The organism is Ralstonia sp. VS2407, from assembly GCF_052950655.1.
The window spans coordinates 300605-325025 of record NZ_JBRFVG010000002.1 but is presented as its reverse complement, the minus strand read 5'-3'; the positions used below and the strand labels follow the sequence as shown (position 1 = coordinate 325025).

Annotated in this window: 21 protein-coding genes and 1 riboswitch; of the genes, 14 read left to right on the top strand and 7 right to left on the bottom strand. The window is 64.0% G+C overall.

The features are described from left to right. Window positions 1–31: 31 nt before the first annotated feature. Entirely contained in the window at window positions 32–1780 is a 1749-nt protein-coding gene (locus ACU8YE_RS04610; protein ID WP_446928188.1) for a PHA/PHB synthase family protein, read from the bottom strand. 502 nt (window positions 1781–2282) lie between these two features. Here ACU8YE_RS04610 and ACU8YE_RS04605 point away from each other — a divergent pair. Together ACU8YE_RS04605 and dbpA are read left to right on the top strand one after the other, a co-directional pair. Continuing rightward, entirely contained in the window at window positions 2283–2468 is a 186-nt protein-coding gene (locus ACU8YE_RS04605; protein ID WP_322018862.1) for a hypothetical protein, read from the top strand. A gap of 14 nt (window positions 2469–2482) precedes the next feature. Further along, window positions 2483–3880, top strand: a complete 1398-nt coding sequence (gene dbpA / locus ACU8YE_RS04600; protein ID WP_322018860.1) for an ATP-dependent RNA helicase DbpA — start codon at window positions 2483–2485, stop codon at window positions 3878–3880. A 49-nt stretch (window positions 3881–3929) separates the two neighbouring features. On the opposite strand, the gene chrA is transcribed toward dbpA, so the two are convergent. Beyond that, window positions 3930–5165 (bottom strand): chromate efflux transporter, encoded by a 1236-nt coding sequence (gene chrA / locus ACU8YE_RS04595; protein WP_446928187.1) that lies wholly within the window; start codon window positions 5163–5165, stop codon window positions 3930–3932. A gap of 124 nt (window positions 5166–5289) precedes the next feature. Between chrA and ACU8YE_RS04590 the strand changes: the two genes are divergently transcribed. The 3 genes from ACU8YE_RS04590 to ACU8YE_RS04580 all read left to right on the top strand — a co-directional run bounded on the left by ACU8YE_RS04590 (window position 5290) and on the right by ACU8YE_RS04580 (window position 9053). Further along, window positions 5290–6672 carry an ethanolamine ammonia-lyase subunit EutB gene (locus tag ACU8YE_RS04590; RefSeq protein WP_446928186.1) on the top strand — a complete coding sequence of 461 codons (1383 nt, stop codon included), beginning with the start codon at window positions 5290–5292 and terminating at the stop codon, window positions 6670–6672. 20 nt (window positions 6673–6692) lie between these two features. After that, a complete protein-coding gene (gene eutC / locus ACU8YE_RS04585; protein WP_446928185.1) occupies window positions 6693–7484 on the top strand; it encodes an ethanolamine ammonia-lyase subunit EutC in 792 nt (263 codons plus the stop codon). A gap of 64 nt (window positions 7485–7548) precedes the next feature. Beyond that, window positions 7549–7654: riboswitch (glycine riboswitch) on the top strand. A 145-nt stretch (window positions 7655–7799) separates the two neighbouring features. After that, the gene (locus tag ACU8YE_RS04580; RefSeq protein WP_446928184.1) at window positions 7800–9053 is read left to right on the top strand and encodes a D-amino acid dehydrogenase; all 1254 of its coding nucleotides are present in this window, start codon (window positions 7800–7802) and stop codon (window positions 9051–9053) included. 67 nt (window positions 9054–9120) lie between these two features. Here ACU8YE_RS04580 and ACU8YE_RS04575 read toward each other — a convergent pair whose 3' ends face one another. Continuing rightward, window positions 9121–10185: a porin gene (locus ACU8YE_RS04575; protein ID WP_316870906.1), complete on the bottom strand. Its 1065-nt coding sequence runs from the start codon at window positions 10183–10185 to the stop codon at window positions 9121–9123. Between the two features lie 125 nt (window positions 10186–10310). Next, window positions 10311–12194, bottom strand: a complete 1884-nt coding sequence (locus tag ACU8YE_RS04570) for a bifunctional sugar phosphate isomerase/epimerase/4-hydroxyphenylpyruvate dioxygenase family protein (RefSeq protein WP_446928183.1) — start codon at window positions 12192–12194, stop codon at window positions 10311–10313. 131 nt (window positions 12195–12325) lie between these two features. On the opposite strand from ACU8YE_RS04570, the gene ACU8YE_RS04565 reads away from it, so the two are divergent. The 5 genes from ACU8YE_RS04565 (at window position 12326) to ACU8YE_RS04545 (ending at window position 17916) form a co-directional block, all read left to right on the top strand. Further along, window positions 12326–13093 (top strand): IclR family transcriptional regulator domain-containing protein, encoded by a 768-nt coding sequence (locus ACU8YE_RS04565; protein ID WP_009240699.1) that lies wholly within the window; start codon window positions 12326–12328, stop codon window positions 13091–13093. Window positions 13094–13323: 230 nt separating this feature from the next. Next, window positions 13324–14709 (top strand): MFS transporter, encoded by a 1386-nt coding sequence (locus ACU8YE_RS04560; RefSeq protein WP_232039654.1) that lies wholly within the window; start codon window positions 13324–13326, stop codon window positions 14707–14709. Window positions 14710–14727: 18 nt separating this feature from the next. After that, window positions 14728–15561: a shikimate dehydrogenase family protein gene (locus tag ACU8YE_RS04555; protein ID WP_260801633.1), complete on the top strand. Its 834-nt coding sequence runs from the start codon at window positions 14728–14730 to the stop codon at window positions 15559–15561. Between the two features lie 4 nt (window positions 15562–15565). Continuing rightward, window positions 15566–16756, top strand: coding sequence for an MFS transporter (locus ACU8YE_RS04550; RefSeq protein ID WP_446928182.1), 1191 nt, complete (start codon window positions 15566–15568; stop codon window positions 16754–16756). An 83-nt stretch (window positions 16757–16839) separates the two neighbouring features. Beyond that, on the top strand, window positions 16840–17916 hold the full coding sequence (locus ACU8YE_RS04545) for a 4-hydroxyphenylpyruvate dioxygenase family protein (RefSeq protein ID WP_316870901.1): 1077 nt from the start codon (window positions 16840–16842) through the stop codon (window positions 17914–17916). 77 nt (window positions 17917–17993) lie between these two features. On the opposite strand, the gene ggt is transcribed toward ACU8YE_RS04545, so the two are convergent. Continuing rightward, window positions 17994–19724, bottom strand: a complete 1731-nt coding sequence (gene ggt, locus ACU8YE_RS04540) for a gamma-glutamyltransferase (protein ID WP_446928181.1) — start codon at window positions 19722–19724, stop codon at window positions 17994–17996. A 144-nt stretch (window positions 19725–19868) separates the two neighbouring features. Continuing rightward, the gene (locus ACU8YE_RS04535) at window positions 19869–20345 is read right to left on the bottom strand and encodes an Lrp/AsnC family transcriptional regulator (RefSeq protein WP_232039659.1); all 477 of its coding nucleotides are present in this window, start codon (window positions 20343–20345) and stop codon (window positions 19869–19871) included. A gap of 125 nt (window positions 20346–20470) precedes the next feature. On the opposite strand from ACU8YE_RS04535, the gene ACU8YE_RS04530 reads away from it, so the two are divergent. Next, a complete protein-coding gene (locus ACU8YE_RS04530) occupies window positions 20471–21649 on the top strand; it encodes a cystathionine beta-lyase (protein WP_446928180.1) in 1179 nt (392 codons plus the stop codon). A gap of 11 nt (window positions 21650–21660) precedes the next feature. Here ACU8YE_RS04530 and ACU8YE_RS04525 read toward each other — a convergent pair whose 3' ends face one another. After that, window positions 21661–22113, bottom strand: a complete 453-nt coding sequence (locus ACU8YE_RS04525) for a winged helix-turn-helix transcriptional regulator (RefSeq protein WP_433867962.1) — start codon at window positions 22111–22113, stop codon at window positions 21661–21663. A 132-nt stretch (window positions 22114–22245) separates the two neighbouring features. Here ACU8YE_RS04525 and ACU8YE_RS04520 point away from each other — a divergent pair, with 132 nt between their 5' ends. The 3 genes from ACU8YE_RS04520 to ACU8YE_RS04510 all read left to right on the top strand — a co-directional run bounded on the left by ACU8YE_RS04520 (window position 22246) and on the right by ACU8YE_RS04510 (window position 24227). Then, window positions 22246–23148, top strand: a complete 903-nt coding sequence (locus ACU8YE_RS04520; protein WP_446928179.1) for a DMT family transporter — start codon at window positions 22246–22248, stop codon at window positions 23146–23148. Between the two features lie 155 nt (window positions 23149–23303). Then, window positions 23304–23573: an H-NS family nucleoid-associated regulatory protein gene (locus ACU8YE_RS04515; protein WP_232039663.1), complete on the top strand. Its 270-nt coding sequence runs from the start codon at window positions 23304–23306 to the stop codon at window positions 23571–23573. A gap of 123 nt (window positions 23574–23696) precedes the next feature. Continuing rightward, complete coding sequence (locus ACU8YE_RS04510) at window positions 23697–24227, top strand: hypothetical protein (RefSeq protein WP_027679009.1); 531 nt, start codon at window positions 23697–23699, stop codon at window positions 24225–24227. Window positions 24228–24421 lie beyond the last annotated feature (194 nt).

The following is a 24421-nucleotide window of genomic DNA, read 5'->3' as shown; positions in this document are numbered from 1 at the left end:
CGCATGCCCGGCGTTGTTTCTCCGCACGCATCTATTTCTCCAGCACATAGGTGCCGGGCGCATCAGCCAGTGGCTGCGATCCGGGTATGCCCATCTTCGGCGGTTTGACCGCTGTGGAGCTCGATGCATGCGCGATCAGCCATGCATGCCACGCCGGCCACCACGAACCGTCGGTGGTGGGGGCCGATGCCAGCCAGTCATCCGGCGCCGCCGATGTCTCACCGATGTGGCGCGTCTGCATCTGGAACCGCCGATGCGAGTTGGCCGGCGGGCTGACAATGCCCGCGTTATGACCGCCGCTTGTCAGCACGAACGTCAGCTCCGCCTCGGTCAGGTGATGCAGCTTGTAGACCGAGCGCCATGGCGCCACGTGGTCGGTCAGCGTGCCCACCACGAAGATGGGCAGATCGATGTCGTTGAGTGCCACCGGCTTGCCGTTGACTGGGTAGCGGCCCTCGCTCAGGTCGTCGTTCAGGAACAGGTGCCGCAGATATTGGCTGTGCATCCGCGCGGGCATGCGCGTGGCATCGGCGTTCCAGGCCATCAGATCGTTCATGGGTGCGCGATCGCCCAGCAGGTACTCACCCACCACCCGCGACCACAGCAAATCGTACGAGCGCAGCATCTGGAACGCTCCGGCCATCTGGCTGGCGCGCAAATAGCCGGTCTGCTCCATCTGCGCTTCCAGCAGACTGACCTGTGCCTCGTCGATGAACAGGCCCAGCTCGCCTGGCTCGCAGAAGTCCGTCTGCGCGGCAAAGAGCGTCATGGATGCCAGCCGGGCATCGCCATCGCGCGCCATGGCAGCCGCGGCAATGGCCAATAACGTGCCTCCGAGGCAGTACCCGGCGGCATGTACGCGCTGGCCCGGCACAATGGCATTGACGGCATCGAGCGCGGCAAAGACACCGAGCTTCAGGTAGTCATCCATGTCGAGACCGCGATCTGCCTCGTCCGGGTTTTTCCAGGAGATGCAGAACACGGTATGGCCCTGCTCTACCAGGTAGCGGATCAGCGAGTTCTGCGGCGACAGATCCAGGATGTAGTACTTCATGATCCAGGCCGGCACGATCAGGATGGGCTCGGCCTGGACCTTGCTCGTGGCCGGCGCGTACTGGATCAGTTCGATCAGGCGGTTGCGCAGGACCACCTTGCCAGGCGTGATGGCCACATCGCGGCCCACCGCAAAGCGTTCGGCACCGGCGGCCGGCGCGGCGCTCATGGAGCGCTCCAGATCGTCAAGTGCGTTCAGCGCGCCGCGCACGAGATTGGTGCCGTGCTGCTCAAACGTCCGGCGCAGGACAATCGGGTTGGTTGCCAGTTGGTTGCCCGGCGACATCATGTCGAGCCATTGACGCGCAGCAAAGGCAACCACGTCCTCATGATGCTTGGCGACACCCCACACCCCGCGCGTGGCCGCTTCCCACCATTGTTCGGTCAACAGGAAAGACTGGTGCAGCACGTTGAACGGCCACAGGCGCCACTCGTCTGCCGAGAAACGACGGTCACGGGCCGGCGGCTGGACGCAAAGGCACACATCCTGCGGGCCGGACGCCAGGCAGTTTCGGATGTAACCCTCGAGTTGTTCGGCCTGCGTCAGCGCCAGGCGCCACAAATCCAGCCGCTTGCCAGGCGAGACGGCCAGATGCAGTGCCCAGTCGAGCAACGCCAGCTGCATTGAAACGAGGGACAGCGAGTTCGATGTGCGGGCAAGCGCCGCGTGAAACGGCAGATCGATCTGCTCTGCAGTCGGTAAAGACGGCACGGGGGCGGTGCTCATGGTTGGGGCGTCAAACGATTGCCAATATGCAATCCATTAGATGCCAGCGGCTACCGACCAGACTTGACGCATCTCAAACCGGGACAAGAGCGCGGACTCTAGACAGTGTCAAAGAAATGACATCTGCGAATGCCAGTCGTCGCAGAGGTTTGTCCAGCGCATTACGGCCCTAAACGTGTGTGTTAGAGTCCGGCGGGGAAAACATGACGATCCGCAAGATCGGCCCCATATCTCCATCCCTCCCAACGCTGTACTGGCAAATCTGTTGCACCAACAGGATGCATTGGGCGCATGGCGCAGGCGTCGCCTGAAGTGCGACGCCCAAGGGCCAACTCCTTGACGAGATGTCATCCCTGCCTCTCAGGCTGCGCAATGTCCGCGAATGGCGCGGCAAAGCCATTTGGGATTGAGGTATCCATCCAGATTCGCGTCGGCGCATTCACGCTGCCGGTCTACCAGCCTCGTTATCGAGGCGCAACGAACAATCCATTTAGAGAAAACCGTGTTCACTTGCATCAACCAGAGCTGCGGCACGCAGTGGGAACTGTCCGACGTCGTCATCAAGGATGAGGGCCAAGGAACACTGTTCCGCTGTGCGCTATGCGGCGCGCGCAACTATCTCAAACGCGTCGAAACCAAAGACGGCCGGGTCATTTACAAGCAAATCGAAGGCAAGCCGCTCACGTGATCCAACGCAACGACATGACCATCGAACCAACCGCCACGCCCTTCATCACCCTAGCGCTCGCCCCGGCTGTGCTCGCGAACCTTGCGCAGCTCGGCTACACCGACATGACGCCGATCCAGGCTGCAAGCCTGCCCATCGCGCTTGCGGGGCACGACCTGATCGCGCAGGCAAAGACGGGCAGCGGCAAAACCGCAGCGTTTGCGCTGGCCCTGCTCGCACGGCTCGACGCGCGCAACTTCGACGTGCAGGCGATGGTGCTCTGCCCCACGCGCGAACTTGCCGACCAGGTTGCGCAGGAGATCCGCCGCCTGGCCCGCGCCGAAGAAAACGTAAAGGTGCTCACGCTCTGCGGCGGCACGCCGATGCGCCCGCAGGCAGCCAGCCTCGAGCATGGCGCACATGTCATCGTCGGCACGCCGGGCCGCATCATGGACCATCTGGAGCGCGGCAATCTCGCGCTCGGCGCATTGAAAACGCTCGTGCTCGATGAAGCAGACCGCATGCTCGACATGGGTTTCTTCGATGACATCGCGACGGTCGTGCGCCAGTGTCCGCCTGATCGTCAGACGCTGCTGTTCTCGGCAACGTACCCGGAAGGCATTGCGAAGCTGAGCCAGCGGATTCTGCGCAACCCGAAGGAAGTGAAGCTCGAAGAGCGCCACGACGACAGCAAGATTCGCCAGCGCTTCTACGAGGTGACCGACAGCCAGCGGCTGCATGCGGTCGGGCTGCTGCTCAAGCACTATCGGCCTGTCAGCACGCTCGCGTTCTGCAACACGAAGCAGCAATGCCGTGACCTGCTCGACGTGTTGCGCGCGCAGGGCATTCACGCACTGGCGCTGCACGGCGAACTCGAACAACGCGAGCGCGATCAGGTGTTGATCCAGTTCGCGAACCGCAGTTGCTCGGTGCTGGTGGCGACCGACGTTGCCGCGCGCGGGCTCGATATCGCCCAACTGGAAGCGGTGATCAACGTTGACGTGACGCCCGATCCCGAAGTGCATGTGCACCGCATTGGCCGCACGGGCCGCGCCGATGAGAACGGCTGGGCGTTGAGCCTCGCGAGCATGGACGAGATGGGGCGCGTCGGCAATATCGAAGAGGCGATGGGCCGCGAGGTCGAATGGCACAAGCTCGACGAGCTGGATACCGGCAATGATGCGCCGCTGCTGCCGCCCATGGAAACGCTGCAGATTCTCGGCGGACGCAAGGAGAAGATCCGCCCCGGCGATGTGCTCGGCGCGTTGACGGGCGATGCCGGCTTTCGCGGCGACCAGATCGGCAAGATCAACGTGACCGAATTCTCGACCTACGTCGCAGTCGAGCGCGGCATCGCGCGCGAGGCGCTGCGCAAGCTCAATGCCGGGACGGTGAAGGGAAAGAAGGTCAGGGTTCGGCTGATGGAGGAGTGACGCCCTGCCCTGGGCAGCCACGGGTTGCGGCTCGCAGGGCGCGCGCGACTCAACCCAGCATGGCAGCGGCAACACCCGCCGCCGCACACAACGCCACCACAATCAGCGGTGGCGTTTTCCATCGCGTCAACAGCAGAAACGCAATCGCTGCAACAGCAAAATCGAGCCATGACCGCACGGCGCTCGTCCAGACCGGTGTGTAAAGGGCAAACGCCAGCAATCCCACCACTGCGGCATTCACACCCGCCAGCAGCGCCGCCATGGACGGACGGGCGCGCAACGCCTGCCAGAAAGGCAATGCCGCGATGACCAACAGCAAGCCCGGCAGAAAAATGCCCACCGTAGCAAGCGCGGCCCCGGCCCAGTGATTGAGCCCTGGGCCGATGGTCCAGCCCAGGAATGCTGCGAAGGTGAATAGCGGCCCGGGCACGGCTTGCGCGGCACCGTAGCCGGCCAAGAAATCGTTCGACGCGACCCAACCGGGGGCAACCGTCTGCTGCTCCAGCAGCGGGAGCACGACATGCCCGCCTCCAAACACGAACGCGCCGGAACGATAGAACGCGTCGAACACCTTCGCGGGCATCCACGGATGAAGGTCCGCCACAACGGGAAGCCCGAACAGCAGCGCGCAAAACAGCACGAGGCTCACGACGCTGGCCAAGTGAGGCACGCGGAATGCGCCGCCCCGCCCTGCGATCGGGCCACCACGCGCCGGGCTGGACGATCGGCACAACACCAGTCCCAACACAGCGCCAATCACGATCACGGTCAGTTGCGCGTAAACGGTCGTCAACGCGCTGAGCACGGCGATGCTGATTAAGGCGATGCTGGCGCGCTGCCAGTCGGGACACAGCTTGCGCGCCATGTCCCACACGGCCTGCGCCACCACCGCAACGGCCACCAGCTTCAAACCGTGGATCAGGCCATTTCCGACGGGGCCGCCCAGGCCCGGCGCGACCATCGCAAAAGCCAGCAACAGCACAACCGAAGGCAGCGTAAAGCCGCACCAGGCCGCCAAACCGCCGCGCCATCCGGCCCGAAGCAGCCCGACGGAAAACCCCACCTGGCTGCTGGCAGGCCCCGGCAGAAACTGGCACAGCCCGACCAGGTCGGTGAATGCTGCGTCGTCGAGCCAACGGCGGCGCTCCACGAACTCTCGTCGGAAGTAGCCGATATGCGCGATGGGGCCGCCGAAACTCGTCAGGCCCAGCTTGAGAAAGACCGCCAGCACTTCCAAGGCAGAGCCCGCTTGATGTGTGCGGGCCGGTGTGGCGGATGCGGTCATTGGCTGGCGAGATCGACGTTTGAGACACGCGTATTAGAACATTGCCGCCGTGGCATGGAAGGCAACTAAAGTGGCAGCATAGGCATCGCCGTCACCGTCATTGGACTCTGCCGCGTATCCCATCATGCACTTTGCTCAGACCATTGGCGCACAGCGCCATGTGTTCAACGATCTCAAGACGCTGCTGGCCAAGGCCAGCCCGGCGCGCTCCGGCGACTATCTGGCGGGCGTGGCCGCCGCCAGCGAAGGCGAGCGCATGGCCGCACGCATGGCGTTGGCCGATGTGCCGCTGTCGGTCTTCCTTAACGAAGCGCTGGTGCCTTATGAAGACGACGAGGTCACGCGCTTGATTCTCGATCGCCACGACGCACAGGCCTTCCAGCCGATCGCCTCGCTCACCGTGGGCGAATTTCGCAACTGGCTGCTCCTGCACGAGACCGACAGCGCGACATTGGCGAGCGTCTCCGCCGGCATCACGCCGGAAATGGCCGCCGCGGTCAGCAAGCTGATGCGCAATCAGGATCTGATTTCCGTGGCCCGCAAGTGCCGCGTGGTCACACGGTTTCGCAACACCATCGGTTTGCCGGGCCGGTTGTCAGTCCGGCTGCAGCCCAATCACCCGACGGATGATCCCAAAGGCATTGCTGCGTCGATCATCGACGGCCTGCTGTATGGCTGCGGCGACGCGACCATCGGCATCAACCCTGCCGGCGACAATCTCGGCGCCATCGTTTCGCTGCTGCAATTGGTGGATGAGCTGCGCAACCGCTACGCCATTCCTACGCAGTCGTGCGTGCTGACCCACGTGACGAACACCGTGCGCGCCATTGACCAAGGCGCGCCGGTGGACTTGGTGTTCCAGTCGGTTGCCGGCAGTGAACAGGCCAACGCAGGGTTCGGCATCAGCCTCGCATTGCTGGCCGAGGCGCATGACGCCGCGCAGGGCTTGGCGCGCGGCACGGTTGGCAACAACGTGATGTATTTCGAGACCGGCCAGGGAAGCGCGTTGTCGGCCAATGCGCACCACGGCGTCGATCAGCAAACCATGGAGGCGCGTGCCTATGCGGTGGCGCGAGCGTTTTCGCCTTTGCTGGTGAATACGGTCGTCGGCTTTATCGGGCCGGAGTATCTCTACGACGGCAAGCAGATCATCCGCGCCGGGCTGGAAGACCACTTCTGCGGCAAGCTGTTGGGCCTGCCGATGGGCTGCGACGTCTGCTACACCAACCATGCCGAAGCCGACCAAGACGACATGGATACGCTGCTCACGCTGTTTGGCGTGGCGGGCATCCATTTCATCATGGGCGTGCCGGGCGCCGACGACATCATGCTGAACTATCAGAGCACGTCGTTTCATGACGCACTTTATCTGCGCGACACGCTCGGCCTGCGGCCTGCACCGGAGTTCGAGGCATGGCTGCAAAGCATGGGCATCGTCGACGCTGCCGGCCGCCTGCAAGATGCCACGGCGCGGCAGCCGCTGCTGCAGTTGGCCCACGCGCTGTAAATCCCGCTGGGAAGCCGAACATGCCAAAGCACCCCCTCGTTCAGCCGAATCCGTGGACGCATCTGCGCGCCTTTACCGACGCCCGTATCGCACTGGGTCGCGCAGGCAGCAGCCAGACGACCGATGCCGTGCTCGCGTTTGGCGTGGCGCATGCCCAGGCGCGCGATGCCGTGCATTTGCCGCTCGATAGCACCGCATTGTCGTCCGCGCTTGGGCAGGCAGGCTTCACCGCATTGGACGTACACAGCGCGGCGGCTGACCGCGCCCAGTACCTGCGCCGTCCCGATCTTGGACGCCGGCTTGACGATGCGAGCCACGCTAGACTCGACGCGTTGCGGCCAGCACAGCCATTCGACGTTGTTTTCGTGATTGCCGATGGGCTCTCCGCATTGGCGGCGCAAAGCCACGGCGTGCCGCTCCTGTGCTGCGTGCGCGATCGTCTGCCGCGCGACTGGTCGATCGGCCCCGTCGTGATCGCCAGGCAATCCCGTGTTGCGCTGGGGGACGAGATCGGTGCGTTGCTTGGCGCCCGGCAGCTCGTGATGCTGATCGGTGAGCGGCCGGGGCTGAGTTCGCCAGACAGCCTGGGCATTTACCTGACCTACGCACCGCGCGTTGGGTGCTCCGATGCGCAGCGCAATTGCATCTCGAATGTACGGCCGGCAGGCCTGACCTATGACCAGGCAGCGAGCCGGCTGGTGTTCCTGCTCAACGGCGCACTGGCGCTCGGCCGCAGCGGCGTGGACCTGAAGGACGACACCCCAGCCGCTGCCCCGGGTACAGCCCGACTTGCCGAACGTCACAACCCGTGACACACTCCCTCCCGCTGCCCACACCGGCAGCACGCAGGCGCGGCTGACGCACCAACGACAGCTGCAACACGCCGCAGGAGAGACCGGGCTTAACGCGCACACGCGCAACGCCTGGCGCCGATGGAGCAACCACCCCGGAAACTCTCAGGCAAAAGGACTGTGGCGTCGACTGCGAATCTGGAGAGAGGCGTGCACGCGCGCGCCCACCGAAGGGGATGGCGCCAGCGCTGCTGACGCCCAAGCTCTCAGGTCCCGAGACAGATGGGGTGAGCCGACCGGATCGTCCGGTCATGACATCACTCCATAGGGACCGCCATGACGCACATCGTCATCGTCGGCGCCGGCATATCCGGCGTCACCACTGCTTACACGCTCTCGCAACTCGGCTATCAGGTCACGGTGCTCGACCGCCACCTGTATCCGGCCATGGAAACCTCGTTCGCCAACGGCGGGCAGCTTTCCGCCAGCAACGCTGAAGTCTGGAACAGCACCGGCACGCTGCTCAAGGGCATCAAATGGATGCTGCGCAACGACGCCCCGCTGCTGCTCAATCCCAAGCCGTCGTGGCATAAGTATTCGTGGATCGGCGAGTTCGTGGCCAGCATCGCGCACTACCGCCGCAACACCATCGAAACCACGCGCATGGCCATTGAGGCCCGCAAGCATCTGTTTGCCATGGCTGAGCGTGAGCAGATCGATTTCGACCTACAGAAGCGCGGCATTCTGCACGTCTATCACGACAAGGCGAGCTTTGCAGCAGCAGGCAAGGCCAACGCCCTGCTTGTCGCCGGCGGGCTTGAACGCCACGCCGTGAGCCCCGAAGACATTGCCGCCATCGAGCCCACACTGCGGGGCAACTACTACGGCGGCTATTTCACAGAGTCCGATGCCACCGGCGACATCCACAAGTTCACGCGCGGTCTCGCGCAGGCGTGCGAAAAGCGCGGCGTGCGCTTCATGCACGGTGTGGATGTCCGCGATGTGCAAACCACTGAAGGCGGCGTTCGCCTCCTGCTGCAGACCACGCTTGATGACCGCCTTTCCACCAGCGAAGCGAATGTCGTGCAGGACATTGCCGCCGATGCGATGGTCGTGTGCGCGGGCGTCGGCAGCCGGCATATCGCGCAAATGGTGGGCGATCGCATCAACGTGTATCCGGTCAAGGGTTATTCGATCACGGTGCACCTGGACGACGAAGCCAGCGTGCAAGGCGCGCCATGGGTCAGCGTGCTCGATGAAAGCGCGAAGATCGTGACCAGCCGACTTGGCACCGGCCGCTTCCGCGTGGCCGGCACGGCCGAGTTCAACGGTTACAACCGCGATATCCGCGCGGATCGTATCGAACCCCTGGTGGCCTGGACGCGGCGCAACTTCGCCATTGGCACGTCGCGCGTGGTGCCGTGGGCCGGCTTGCGTCCGATGATGCCCGACATGATGCCGCGCGTCGGCCGTGGGCGGCATGGGCGCGTGTTCTACAACACGGGCCACGGGCATCTGGGATGGACGCTATCCGGCGCCACCGCCGCAATGGTGGGCGACGTGATCGCGCGAGATTGCCCGCTGCATTGATCGCGGCAAACGAAAAAGCCCGCCGGGACGCTGGCGGGCTTTTTCATTGCGAGAACGATCCAAGCGATCAGAACTTGTGCCGCACGCCCAGCATCACGCCCAGGCGCGAGTTGTTGCCGTACAGGTTGCCGGAGTTGTTGAACGCGGCGGCGCTGTCCAACGCCACCCAACTACCCTGCAGATGCGTGTAGTCCACCTCGGCATACACATCGGTGCGCTTGCTGAAGGCGTAGTCGAGCATACCGGCAGTGGTGAGGCGCTTGCCGCTGGTATCGAGGTGCTTCATCCAGTCGTACTGCACGGTGCCGATGAAACTGAGTGCGCCGGAGATCGGCACCTTCGCGCCCACATAGGCAGCCTGGTTCTTGTAGTCGGCCACGTCGAGGCGGCTGTTCGTATAGCCGAGGTACCACGTGGCAATCGATGTATCCAGCTTGCCGCCAAAGCCCCAGACCGTCTGCTTGCTGGCCAGCGCTGCCGGCACCGCACCGAAGAACGCCGATGACACATCGTGGGTGACCTGGTACACGGCGCCCACTTCTGCCGGGCCCATGCTGTAGACGATCGAGCCGGCGCCCGCCGAGCTCTTGCTGAAGCTGCCAGCTGCTTCGCCAAAGGTCCATGCGCCGGCCAGTTGCAGCCCGCCGAACGACTTGATGTATTTGACCGTGTTGTCGTAACGCAGGCCGGTGTAGTTGCCGCCCTGGTAGCCGACGATGGAGTTGTTGGCGAACGCCATCGCCTCGTATGAAGACAGCACTTCGTGCGCGAGCGTGTATTGGCGGCCGAGGTAAAGCTTGCCGTAGTCGCCTTCCAGGCCAACCACCGCGGTGCGCCCGAACAGACGCCCGCCCTGCTGGCTGTTACCGGTGTCCGGCGAGAAACCGGATTCAAGAATGAACATGGCCTTGGTGCCGCCGCCCAGATCTTCGGTGCCGCGCAAGCCCCAGCGGCTGCCGGTCAGGACCCCATCCGTCATCTGCAGATTGTGGTTGCCCGCTGCGTTCTCATGCGTGCTGTAGCGGATGGTGGTGTCGATCAGTCCGTAGAGCGTGACACCGCCGGCGGTTTGCGCTGCCGCTGGCAGGCTCGTGGCTCCGAGCACCAATGCGGCAATCATTGTCTTGTTCATGGCTCCCTTGTCTCCTTTTCTCGATATGACGGGTGTGGATGTGCGATGGCCGCCCGCGCAGCCGTTGCTACGTTGAAATCGCCCATGACTGCACTGGCCACGGGCGTGGGATTCGTGTTGTTGGTTCAGCCGCCCGGGTTAGGGCCGTGGCGACTCAGTTGCGCCTGCACCGCCATGCGCACGGCAGCGTTTGCAGCGCCATAGCCCAGGTAGCCGTTGCGCTGGACAAGCTCGAAGAAGAAGCGGTCGCGAAAGGGTTCGGTATAGGCGTGCAGAAAATCGCCGTGCGGGTCGCGGTCGTAGAGCAGACCGTCGTCGTGCAGGCGGGTGAGCAGCGCGTCATCCAGCCCAAGCCGGGCGGCAACATCGTCGTAATAGTTCTCTGGCACGTGCTGCAGGCGGGCCGCGCCACGGTCGATGGTCTCCATGGTCTCGAACAGCCGCTCCGTGCGGAATGCAATGTGATGCACCCCCGAGCCCGCGTAGGCGGCGATGAACCTGCCCGTGGCTGTGCGCCCGCTTTCCGACACGTTGAGGGGAATCCGCACGTTGCGGTCCGGGCTGACCATCGCCCGGCTTTTCACGAGGCCGTACGGATCGGCAATCTCCTGTACGGCTTCGGCGTGCATGCCGAAGATGGCCCGGTAGAACAGCACAAAGCTGTCGAGCCGGTGCGCGGGCAGCGCCTGCGCAACATGGTCAATCGATGCCCACCCCGCTGCATCGTCTTGCACGCCAGGATGCAAGACAAAATCGCTTTCGTAGATGCTGCGATCGGCCTCGCGATCGTCGATCAGATAGAGCAGCGTGCCATCGGGCGCGCGCAGCGCGGGAATGCTGCGCTCAGTCGGCCCCACCGGCCCGCGCCACTCCTGGGCGCACAACTCGCGTGCGCGTGCCATGGCGCGCTCGGCATCGTCCACCTTCAGGCCAATCGCACAGACAGATGGCCCGTGTAGCTGAAAGTGCTCCGACGCCGCGCTGTCCTGCTCCATGTTCAGGATCACGTTGACGCGGCCTTGCCGATACAGGTCCACGGCCTTGGAGCGGTGGTGCCCGGCAAGAGCAAAACCCAGCGCACGCAGGCGCGTTTCAAGCTCACGCCCTGCCGCGGCATCCACGGCAAACTCCAGGAAATCCACGCCTTCAAACCGGGCTGCCGCCGGCAGTTCCGCACCCCCAGCTTCGGACTCCAGCCAGAGGAGCGAACGCATGCCGTCCTGCGCCGTCAACCGTGCGGGCGCCGACCGGAATTCGTCATTGAAGACTTCGAGCGACAGCGGCCCGGCATAGCCTGCGGCAAGCAAGTCTCGCGCAAAGCCCGTCACCGCCAGATCGCCCTGCCCCGGGAAGTTACGGTGATGCCGACTCCAGGACAGCACGTCCATCGACAACTTCGGGGCATCCGCAAACTGCACAAAAAAGAGCTTCTCCGCCGGCACGTCGTGAATGCCATCCAGCGTGTCACCCAGCGACAGCGTATGGAAGCTGTCGAGAATCAGCCCGAGCGCCGGGTGGTCAGCCTGCCGCACGATCTGCCAGGCTTGGCGCCAGGTCCGGGTGTGCCGCCCCCAGGCAAGCGCCTCATAACCCACGCGCAGCCCGCGCCGCGCCGCTGCTTCTGCCATCTGACGCAGGTCGTCCGCCGCGCGCGCCGGATCATCGATGGCGATGTCCTGCACGTTGCTGCAGACCAGTACCGTCTCGACGCCCAACTCGGCCATCACGTCGAACTTACGCTCGGCGCGTGCCAGGTTACGTGCGAGCAGTTCGCCGGGCATTGCCTCGAAATCGCGGAACGGCTGGTACAGCATGATCGCCAGCCCAAGTTCCGCCGCCATTTGCCGCACGCGCGCCGGCGAGCCGTCGAAATTCAACAGATCGTTCTCGAAGATCTCGACACCGTCGAAGCCCGCGGCGGCCGCAGCTTCCAGCTTTTCAGGCAACGTGCCGGACAGGCACACGGTGGCGATGCATTTGGGATGGCGCCCTGCGCGTAGCGAATTCATGGCAATGCGTTGGTCTGACGATGCCCGCAGCGTAGGTGGGCGCACCATCCCTTCACAAGCGGCATTCGCGCAACAACGTGCGATGATCGTACAATCGTGCGCACATATCGCTCGTTTTTAGGGTTATCGCCATGACGAAGGAACCGCTGAACCGGCGCGACTGGATCGCCGGGCTGGAAAAAGGGCTAGCCATCCTGGAAGCCTTCGACCACGAGCACCCGCGGCTGACGCCCACCCAGGCCGCTGAACTGACGGGCCTGACCCGCACGGCCGCGCGCCGCTACCTGCTCACGCTCGAACACCTGGGCTACCTCACCAGCGAAGGCACGCTGTTCAGCCTGACGCCGCGCGTGCTGAAGGTGGGCTGGTCCTACTTCGATTCGGCGCGCTTGCCGCGCACGGTGCAGCCCTTCCTGCAACAGGTGACCGCCGCCGTGGGCGAGGTGGCATACCTCAGCGTGCTGGACGATTGGGAGCTCGTTTTCATTTCGCGCACCAGCACAAGCCGAGTCATGAGCACGGGATTCGTGCTCGGTGCGCGCGTGCCGGCGCCGCTTGCCTCGGCCGGCGTGATGATGCTGGCGGCGCAACCCGAGCAGAAGGTCAAGGCGTGGCTGGAAACCTGTGTGCTGACGCCCTACACGCCTTACACGATCCTGCAGCGGGACCGCCTGTTCGATGAAATCCGCAAGGCCGGCCGGCAGGACTACGCCGTGGTCGAACAGCAATTGCAGATTGGCGTGCGTGGTGTGGCGGTGCCATTGCGCGATCGGCATGGCAACGTGATTGCCGCGCTGAGCGTGAACATGCAAGTCGGTGAAGAAACTACCGAGCACGCCTTGCAGCGCGTGTTGCAGGTGCTTCAGGACACTGCGCTGTCGATCATGCGTGTGCTTTAGGTCGCGGCGGATTTCCGGCCCGCCAAGCCCTGTTCTTTGAAACACCTACGGACTCGGAAAAACCCTTGAGTCGTACGTTATTCGCACCATATTGTGCGATTATCGAACGAATTCACTCGGCCATCGCTTGTGCCCCGCCCCGGCGGCGGACTACGCTGCGTTGCGTGTACAGACGGCCCTTCATCGAACGAATCGCCCGATAGGCCGCACAGATAAAACCGGAGACAACCATGACCGCAGCCCCTGCCCATGAACCCCTGGGCAAGCACCAGTCGAAGAAAGCCGCCGCCAGCGGCTGGATCGGCTCGGCGCTCGAGTACTACGACTTCTTCATCTACGCCACCGCAGCGGCGCTGATCTTTCCGCAGATCTTCTTCCCCAAGGGCGATCCGAAGACGGCCATCATCGCCTCGCTGGCGACGTACGGCGTGGGCTATATCGCGCGACCGATCGGCGCGTTCGTGCTCGGCCACATGGGCGACACGCACGGGCGCAAGAACGTGCTGCTCTGGTGCATGTTCCTGATGGGTTTTTCGACCATTGCCGTGGGCCTGCTGCCCACGTACGACCAGGTTGGCCTGTGGGCGCCGACACTGCTGGTCATCATGCGGCTGATCCAGGGGTTTGCCGTGGCCGGTGAAATTTCGGGTGCCAGCTCGATGATTCTGGAGCACGCACCGTTTGGCCGGCGCGGGTTCTTTGCAAGTTTCACGCTGCAAGGCGTGCAGGCCGGGCAGATCCTGGCCGCGGCCGTATTCCTGCCGCTGGCACACTACATGCCCGCAGAACAGTTCAACTCGTGGGGCTGGCGCATTCCGTTCGTGCTGAGCTTCGTCGTCATCATCGCCGGCTATGTCATCCGCCGCGAAGTGCACGAAACCCCCGCGTTTACCGCTGAGCAACAGCAGCAAGGTCGCCCCCGCTCCCCCGTGATCGACGCCTTCAAATACAGCACGCCCGACATGTTGCGCGTGGTCTGCATGGCGCTGATGAACGTGATTCCGGTGGTGGCGACCATCTTCGGCGCGGCCTATGCCGTGCAGCCGGCGTACGGCATCGGCTTCGCCAAAGACATCTACCTGTGGATTCCGGTGGTGGGCAACATCGTTGCCGTGCTGGTCATTCCGTATGTTGGCGACCTGTCCGACCGCATCGGCCGCAAGCCGCCAATCGTGATCGGTTCGCTGCTCGCTGGCCTGCTCGCGTTTGCCTACCTGTACGCCATCAGCATCAAGAACGTGCCGCTGGCCTTCGTCATCTCGATTCTGATGTGGGGCGTGGTCTACCAAGGCTACAACGCGGTGTTCCCGAGCTTCTATCCGGAGTTGTTCCCGACGCGCACCCGTGTGTCCGCCATGGCAATTTCGCAGAACGTCGGCACGGCTATCACGGCCATGCTGCCGGCCCTCTTCACCGCCGTGGCGCCGCCGGGAGCCACCAACATCTGGCTGACCGTGGGCGCGATTGCCTTTGGCGTAACCGTGATTGCCGCCGTGGCCGCCATGACCGCACGCGAGACGTATCGCATCCATATGGACGACCTGGGCCAGCCAGCCGCCCAACCCGTCGACAAGGCCGAATATGCCCGCCAGCGGGCCGGAGCCTTGGTCGCCTGAAATACGCACGCCTGAACCATGATTTCTGGAAAAACCACCCTCATCGCCCACATCGGCTACCCGACCGAGACCTTCAAGTCGCCGATGATCTACAACCCCTGGTTCGAGCAAAAAGGCATCGACGCCGTTGTGGTGCCCATGGGGGTGAAGGCAGAGGATTATGCGCAGAGCTTCCACTCGATCTGCCGCTTCACCAACCTGCGTGGCGCCCTCATCACCATGCCGCACAAGGTCACCACGGTGGAACTGGTCGATGAAGTTACGCCGGCCGTGCGCATCGCAGGCGCCTGCAATGCCGTGCTCAAGCGCGATGACGGCACGTTGCTGGGCGACCAGTTCGACGGTGCCGGGTTCGTGCGCGGCGTGCTGCGCAAGGGGCGCAAACTGGAAGGGGCGCGCGTGCTGCTGTCGGGGGCCGGCGGTGTCGGCTCGGCGATTGCCGCGTCGCTGGCGGCTGCGGGGGTGGGCGAGCTGGCCCTGTACGACACGCGCGCAGAATCGGCTGAATCGCTGGGCCGACGTCTGCGCGAGCACTACCCCGCGCTGGTGGTGCGCACCGGGTCGAATGATCCGGACGGCTTCGATGTGGTCGTCAACGCCACGCCGGTGGGCATGAAGGAAAACGATCCGCTGCCCTTCGACGTGGCACGCATCGCACCGAGCTGCTTTGTCGGCGAGGTAGTGATGAAATCCGAGTACACGCCGCTGCTGCGCGCGGCGCTCGACAAGGGCTGTGATGTCCAGGTCGGCACCGACATGCTGTTCGAGATGATTCCCGCGTACCTGGAGTTCTTCGGCTTCGGCACGGCCACCGCAGATGAACTGCGGCGCAGCGCTGCCATTGCATACTGAGCTGATGACGCGTCGCCCTCTGAGTTTTGCCCTGCTTCTGCCGCTCTTGCTGTCGGCACAGCCGGTTGCAACCGACAGTTACCTCCCCGCCCTGCCTGCCATTGCCCAGACGCTGGGATCGGCCAGCACGAGCCTCACGGTCTTCGCGCTGGCCTTTGGCATTGGTCAACTGCCGATGGGCAGCCTGGCCGATCGCTTTGGCCGCCGCCAGGTGCTGCTGATCGGGCTCGCGTGCTATGCCGTGGCTGCACTGGCTGGCGCCCTGGCAATAACCGCTTCCATGCTGACCGCCGCACGGGCCCTGCAAGGTTTCTCGATGGCCTCCATCCTGGTGTGCGCACGCGCTGCGGTACGCGACCTGCACCCGGCACGCGATGGTCCGCACGTCATGGCGCGTGGCCTCACGGGGCTGGGTTTCGTAGCGTTGATGGCACCGATTCTCGGTGCCTTTGTCGCGCAACACGCAGGCTGGCGCTGGGTGCTGGCGGGCATGAGCTTCTATGCAATCGTGCTGTGGGCGATGTGCTGGTATGGCTTTTCCGAAACCCGACAAGAAACGCACGCCCAGGCGGGCAGCGTGCGCGAGATCTTCGCCAGTGCGGACTTTCGCGTCTGGGGGTTGCTGGCAGCCACCACCTACGCCGGCATCTTCTGCTTCCTGCTGCTCTCGCCGATGGTCTACATCGCATACCTCGGCCTGTCCCCCGAGCTGTATGGCTGGATACCGGCCGGCGGCTCGCTCGTCTATATCGTGAGCACGACCGGCTGCCGGCGCCTGCTGCGCCGCCAGAGCCTCGTGCGGACGGTGCAGCAAGGCGCAACGCTCAGCCTGCTAGGCGCCTGCATCCAGGGATTGGGCTGCTGGCTGCTTCCCGGGCAAGCGTGGCCGCTGCTGCTGGGGCACGGCATCTATTGCATGGGCCACGGTATCCACCAGCCTTGCGGCCAGGCGGGCGCGGTGGGCGAGCTGCCGCATCTTGCAGGGCGCGCGGTGTCATGGTCCGGCTTCATCATGATGCTGGCGGCCTTCTGCCTGGGCCAGACCGCGGCCGCCTTTGACGACAGATCGCACAGCCTGGGTGCCTGGCCCATGGTGGTGCCGATGATGCTTGCCGGCGCCGTACTGGCGTCCATCGCTTTCCTGTGGCTACCGAAGCTACAGAGCCAGCCGGATCCACAAAGGGCTGCCGCATAGCAACGGCTGGGGATGCGCATTGCCACGCCGGTGGTACACAATGCGGTGTCCGCATTCTTTGCTTCAGCCACAGGAGTTTGACCATGAGCCGCAACGCCGACCTGCCTTTCAAGACCGCCGGCTTGGAGTTCATCGAGTTCGCCACGCAAGCGCCGGCAGCGCTCGGCCAGGTGTTCGCATCGCTGGGCTTCAAGGCCATCGCGCGGCATGTGAGCAAGGACGTCACGCTGTATCGGCAAGGCGACATGAACTTCCTCGTCAACGCCGAAGCCGATTCCTTCGCGCACCGCTGGGCCGAGGAATATGGCGTGGGCATCTGCGCCATCGGCATCCGCGTCGACGATGCGCAGCACGCCTACGATCGTGCCGTTGAACTGGGCGCATGGCCGGCCGAAGCCGAGCCGATCGGCCCAAGCGAACTGGTGATCCCGGCCATCCAGGGCGTGGGCGATACGCACCTGTATTTTGTCGACCGCTGGCGCGGCAAGCACGGTGCCCGGGGCGGCCTGGGCGACATCTCCATCTACGACATCGACTTCCGGCCGCTGGACACAGCGACCGCGCATGAGGACTGGCACCACGCCGGCGTGGGGCTGGCACGCGTCGACCACCTGACGCAAACCGTCGGCCCCGGCCGCCTGCAGGATTGGATCGATTTCTACCGCAACCAGCTCGGCTTTCGCGAGATCCACGAGCTGCACGCTAACTGGCACGTCGCGGCAGATTCGCGCGTGATGGTGTCGTCGTGCGGCACGATCCGGATTCCGCTCTATGAAGAAGGCACGCACCGCGCACACCTCATGCACGCCTACCTGCCCGACCACCCCGGCGAAGGTGTGCAGCACATCGCGCTGGCCACCGACGACATCCTGCGCACAGCAAGCGCGCTGGCCGCCAACGGCCTCACCTTCGTCGAGCCCCCGGCGCACTACTACGACACTGTCGACGCGCGCCTGCCCGGCCACGGGTTGGACCTGGAAGCCTTGCGCCGATACGGCATCCTGGTCGACGGCGAGATCGTCGACGGTGTGCCGAAACTGTTCCTGCAAACCTTCATCAAGCGCCATCCAGGCGAGATATTCTTCGAGATCGTGCAGCGACGCGGGCACCACGGGTTTGGCGAGGGCAATCTGCCGGTGTTGACTGCTGCCGCGACCTGACCCGGAAGGCGTTGCAAAGAAAAAGCCCGCCAAGTTTCGGCGGGCTTTCTTTTCGTACTACGGTGCGGCAATGCCAATCAGTAACCGGCTGCCAACCCCGTATTGCGACGCGGATCATTCGCGCCATAGAAGCGGTTGTTACCGACCGGCTTGCCACCCAGCGACGGCGCCCCGACGATGATCGCCGCCAGGTGGTTGGCCGGCTGCGGCGCCCCCAGGTTGTGGCCCATCGACGTCAGGATCTTGCGCGTATCTTCCGACAGCGCATACGGCTCGACGTTGGTCACGTCCGGCAGCCATTGCTGATGGAAGCGCGGCATGTCGACAGCTTCCTGCACGTTCATGCCGTAGTCGATCGCGTTGATCATGGTCAGCATGACGGCGGTGATGATGCGGCTGCCGCCGGGCGTACCCACCACCATGACAGGCTTGCCATCCTTGGTAACGATGGTCGGGCTCATCGACGACAGCGGACGCTTGCCCGGGGCGATCGAGTTGGCCTCGCCCTGCACCAGGCCGTACAGGTTCGGCACGCCGACCTTGGCCGTGAAGTCGTCCATTTCATCATTCAGGACCACGCCCGTCTTGGCGGCCGTCACCTTCGCACCAAACCAGTCGTTGAGTGTGTACGTGACCGACACCGCGTTGCCGTACTTGTCGGCAATCGAGTAGTGCGTCGTGTTGCTGCCTTCATGCGGCTCGACGCCCGGCTTGATGTCCTTCGACACGCCAGCCTTCTTCGGGTCGATCACAGCACGGATCTTGGCTGCGTAGTCCTTGCTCAGCAGGCGGTCCAGCGGGTTCTTCACGAAGTCCGGGTCGCCCAGGTAGCTGTTGCGGTCCACATAGGCGTGGCGCATGGCTTCGATCTGGTAGTGCGTGGCCTGCGCGGAATGCCAGCCCAGCTCCTTGAGTGGATAGCCTTCCAGGATGTTCAGCATTTCGCAGATGATCACGCCGCCCGAGCTCGGGGGCGGTGCCGACACCACGTGATAGCCACGGTAGTCGCACTCGACCGGTGCCAGCTCGCGCGTTTTGTAGCTGACCAGATCTTCTTGCGTGATCAGGCCACCACCGGCCTTGCTCGATGCAGCAATGGCCTGCCCAACCCAGCCCTTGTAGAAGCCGTCGGTGCCCTTGTTGCTGATCTCGCGCAGCGTCTTGGCCAAGTCATGCTGGACAAGCTTCTCGCCCACCTGGAACGGCTGCCCCTTGTTCAGGAAGATCGCGCCCGATGCAGCGTCTTCCTGGAAGTCCTTGGTGGAGGTGTGCAGCATGTCGACGTCGCCCTGGTCGAGGACGAAGCCCTTGTCGGCCAGCGCAATGGCCGGCGCGATCAGTGCAGCGCGTTGCATGGTGCCGTACTTCTGGCGCGCGTACTCCATGCCCGACACGGTGCCCGGCACACCCACGGCCAGGTGGCCCTTGGTGGACGCGCCCTTGATGACGTTGCCGTCCTTGTCGAGGTACATGTTGGCCGTGGCACCCTTCGGTGCGACTTCACGGAAGTCGAGGAAGGTCTTGCGGCCGTCCGCCAGTTGAATGGTCATGAAACCACCGCCACCCAGGTTGCCGGCGGCCGGATAGACCACGGCCAGCGCGTAACCCACGGCAACTGCTGCGTCGACAGCATTGCCGCCGCGCTTGAGCACTTCCACACCGACCTTGCTGGCCAGATGCTGCGCCGCAACGACCATGCCGTTTTCTGCGGCCACGGGGGCGACGGATGCCGCGTGTGCGACGGTCGTGATGCTGATCGAGGCGATTGCGGCGGCGATCCACCGCATGCCTGTTCTTGGATTCTGCATAGGAGCTCCTTTGGTACCTTCAAGGACGCCGGTCGTGCCAGCGTACGTGTTATGGCGCGCAAACCTTATCAGGCGGCGCGCTGGGGCACTATAGCCTCATCCCCGTATTGACGCATTGCGCAGGCGGTTGAACGGCATGCATCGCTAGCCCAGCGGCACTTCGAGCCCAACCTTCACGCGGTTGAGCACCACGGCCGTGCGGTACCACTTGATGTTGTCGTTGTCGTCGAACAGGCGGCGCGCGAGGGCTTCGTACTCCGTCATCGTGGCCACGTTGAGGATGAGGACGAAATCGGCCTCGCCCGTCACGTAGTAGCACTGCTGCACCTCGGGGCCGGAGAGCGCCTTCTTGAGCGCAGCCATTGCCGCGGTATTGGTACGCTCGGCATGCACCTCGACGATCACGGTGATGGGTTTGCCCACATGCTCCGGGTCCACCACGGCCACGTTGCCGACGATGACGCCCGCTTCCTCCATCCGCTTGATGCGCCGTTGCACGGCGGCGGTCGATAGATTGACCTGCTCTCCGATCACGCGCAGGGGCGTGGTGTAGCACCGCTGCACGGTGTTGAGGATGGCAATGTCGAATGCGTCGAGTTCGAGCGACTTCTGTGCGGCCATAACGGATGCGGAGCGAGCGGATGCGGAGCGAGAAATTTTTGCGTCTGGCTGGGCAGAATAGCTGAAATTGCTCGGCTGACGTGACATAGGATTTCGTGGTCCATGTGTTCGCAGAAGGCCATCCCATGCATTGGAAATCCCAGCTTGTCAACCCGGAAGCGCTTGCCCCTGGCGGTTTTCGGTCATTGGTAACCCCGGTCTACCGTGGTTCAACCGTGCTGTTCGACAACGCAGCGCAGGTCGTCGACGACTGGCGCCATGCGCAGCACGGCTATACCTACGGCCTCTATGGCACACCGACCGCCATTGAACTCGGCGCGCGGATTGCGCAACTGGAGCGCGCCCGCCACAGCTTTATCGTGCCCGGCGGGCAGGCTGCCATCGCGCTCGTCTACCTGGCCTGCTGCGGGGCGGGCAGCCATGCGCTGGTGCCGTTCAGCGCGTACGGGCCCAACCGCAGCATGGCCGACGGCCTGCTCAAACGCATGGGCATCGAAGTCGAAACCTACGACCCGCTCATCGGCGCGGGCATCGCCGGGCTCATCCGTTCGAACACCGCACTGGTTTGGACTGAAAGCCCCGGCTCGGTCACGATGGAAGTGCAGGACGTGCCGGCCATCGTGGCAGCAGCGCATGCGCGCAGCGTGCCGGTGGCGCTGGATAACACGTACACGGCCGGCGTGTATTTCGACGCCTTTGCACACGGCGTGGATATCAGCATGCAGGCGCTGACGAAGTACGTGGGTGGCCACAGCGACCTGTTGCTCGGCTCGGTCTCGGTCAACTCGGAAGCGATGTTCGAGCGTGTGGGCAGCGCGTTTGCCGATCTCGGCATGGGCGCCTCGCCCGACGATTGCAGCCTGGCGCTGCGTGGCCTGCAAACGCTGGGGCTGCGGCTGGAGCGTCTGCAGGCTTCCACCATGGCGGTGGCGCGGTGGCTGCATCTGCAGGATTGCATTGCCACCGTGCTGCATCCGGCGCTGCCGTCATGCCCCGGTCATGAACTCTGGAAGCGCGACTTTACCGGCGCAACGAGCGTGTTTTCGTTGGTGTTTCAGGAAAGCGTCTCGGCCGAACAAGTCAACGCATTCATTGATGCGTTGCGCATGTTCCGGATCGGCATGAGCTGGGGCGGCACGAGCAGCCTGGTGATGCCATATCCCGATCTGGCGCGGCCGAACCGCCACTATCGCGGCCGCCTGGTGCGGCTCAATGTCGGGCTGGAGGCGCCGGAAGATCTGATTGCCGATCTGCGGCAAGCCATGGCGCGCGCAGCCATCCAGGAGCCCGCTGTTGTCGCATAGCCGCCGGCACCTCAGCCAGCCTGTGCAAATGGCGGCGCACGCCGCTTAACCGGTTGCGTCTTGACGATGGCGGTGTTGGTTTCAGCGTGATACGCCACGCGATCGAGAATCTGGTCGAGCTGATCGATCGAGCGCACATACAGCCGTGCGATGAAGCAGTCCTCGCCCGTCACCTTGTCGCATTCGCCAATCTCGGGAATCTCTTCGATCAGCTTCTGCACGATATGCAGCTTGCCCGGCATGGGCCGCACGCGCACGATGGCCTGCAGCGTATAGCCGAGCGCGGCGGGGTCAATGTCGACGGTGTAATGCCGGATCACGCCGCGCTCTTCCAGCCGGCGCAGGCGCTCCGACACGCTGGGGGACGACAGTCCCACCTGTTCGGCCAACTGCTTGAGCGAGATGCGGGAATCGGTCAGCAGGACGTCAAGAATGCGTTGATCCAGTGCGTCAATCATGGTCATTGCACCTCCATCGTCAATTTGGCATTTCGCCTTACTTCATTAGAAAGAATGCCAATTTTGCCTTAGAAAAGCAATGGAAGTCAGGCCATCCGCATGCGATCCTTATCGCATTCAACGCTCAAGGTGGTTCGCATGAACGATAAGACGCGCGGCACGGTGGAGATGACCACCGCCATGGTCATTTCCGGAACGATCGGCTGGTTCGTTGTCCGCTCGGGCCAGCCGGTGGCCGACGTTGTGTTCTGGCGCTGCGTGTTCGGCGCGCTGACGCTGCTGGGGGTGTGCGCCGGCCTGGGGCTGCTGCGCGGCGCCATCACATGGCAGCGTGCCGGCATTGCCGCGCTGGGCGGCGTGGCGATCGTCGTCAATTGGCTGCTGCTGTTCGCGGCATATCCGCGCGCATCCATCTCGATTGCCACGGCGGTCTACAACACGCAACCGTTCATGCTGGTCGGGCTGGGCGCGCTGTTTCTGTCGGAAAAGCTGACGGCGGCCAAGCTCACTTGGCTGGCCATCGCCTTTATCGGCGTCGTGCTGATTGTGCAGGTGGGGCCTGCAGCCAGCGTGGGAACCGATTACCTGACGGGCATTGCGATGGCGCTGGGCGCGGCGTTTGCCTATGCGGTGGCCGCGCTTCTGATCAAGAAGCTGGCCGGTACGCCGCCGCATCTGATCGCGCTCATCCAGGTGTGCGTGGGCGTGCTGATGCTGGCGCCGCTGGCCAACCTGGGGCATCCGCCGGCCGATGCACATACATGGGTGATGCTGGTCACGGTGGGCGTGGTGCATACGGGGTTGATGTACATCCTGCTCTACGGCGCCATCCAGCGGCTGCCGACGCATCTGACCGGGTCGTTGTCGTTCATCTATCCGATTGTTGCCATCGTGGTGGACATCGTTGCGTTCGGGCATCGGCTTCAACTGGCGCAGTTTCTGGGTGCGGGGGCGATCCTGCTGGCGGCGGCGGGCATGAACCTCGGGTGGTCGCCGTATCGCTGGTTGCGGGCACGGGCCGAATCACCGGTTTCCAAATAACGCAATACGCGCAATAGCCCCCCGCATTCGCAACACAAATGGGCGGCCCAACTGCTGTTATTCTTGTGCGTTTTCCGCTGGCGCCCGGCGCGCCCTGCGCCTGCCTCTCTCCCCCTTGGCAGCCAGCGGACAGAAACCCCAAACATACGTACAAGATGAAGGAAGGTCACCCGCCGGAGCCGGGTCGCGAAGCCGCGATCGCCTGGATCCTGGAACAAATGCAGACGTACGACCTGTCTGTCGACGATTTGCAGGCACATGGCTGCTTTGACGCGCCACCGCCGCCGCCCGCACCAGCCGCTCCCATCGGTCCCGTCTACATGAGCGCCGACGGCCAACACTGGGACGGCTCCGGCGACATGCCAGACTGGCTGCAACGCGCCGTCAACGCCGGACAGAGCATCGAGCATTTCCGCGTGGGCTGACGCGCAGTTAGTGCAGGTACGCCGGTTGCGTGGTCTGTTGGCGTCAGCGCTGCCGGTTCGTTGCTCTGTGAGTTGATCCACTGCATTGCCGGCTGGCGCTCCAACCCAACGGAGGACGTCATCATGCCGGAACGCAAAACCGTAGAACGTGCGCGCGCCGACAAGCGCCACGGCAAGGCCGCCTCGACCCAGGCAGGCAACTTCGTGAAGGAAGAGATGGATCACATCCGCGAAGGCAAGCACGGTGCAAAAAACACCAAGCAGGCCATCGCGATCGGCCTATCGAAGGCACGCCGCTCCGGCGTTGCCGTCAAGCCGCCGGGGGAAGGCAAGGCGTCGGCCGCCACGCGCAAGAAGGCGGAGCATGACGTCAAGGCCGGCAGCAAGACGGGCGGCAAGAAAAGCAGCCACGCCAGCGCGAGCAAGGAATCCACGGCCAAGCGCAGCAAGACCACGACACGCACGCTGAAGAAGGAAGGCCATTCGGCGGCATCCAAGTCGTCGCTGTCAAAGCAGGCGCATAGCGCGGCCTCCAAGCGGTCGAGCAGCGAGCGCTCGGCGGCGGCCAAGAAGGGCGCCGCCACCAAGGGTGCGGCCGGCCGATCCGCTGCCGCCAAAAAAGCGGCTCGCACACGCGCTGCGCACGCCAGGTAAATCTTTCCTGTTCAGCCTGAAGGCGACCCATCGGGGTCGCCTTTTTTATGGCTGCTTGCTGCGCCGAAAAAAGAAATAAAAAAATTTCTGTTCTCCGTGTCAGGAACGCGTCCATGCGCCGACGAAGGTGCACGGAACACATCTGCGCGATGCCGCAGTGCACCGTACGGCAAGGGATTTCACCCTGTCCGCCG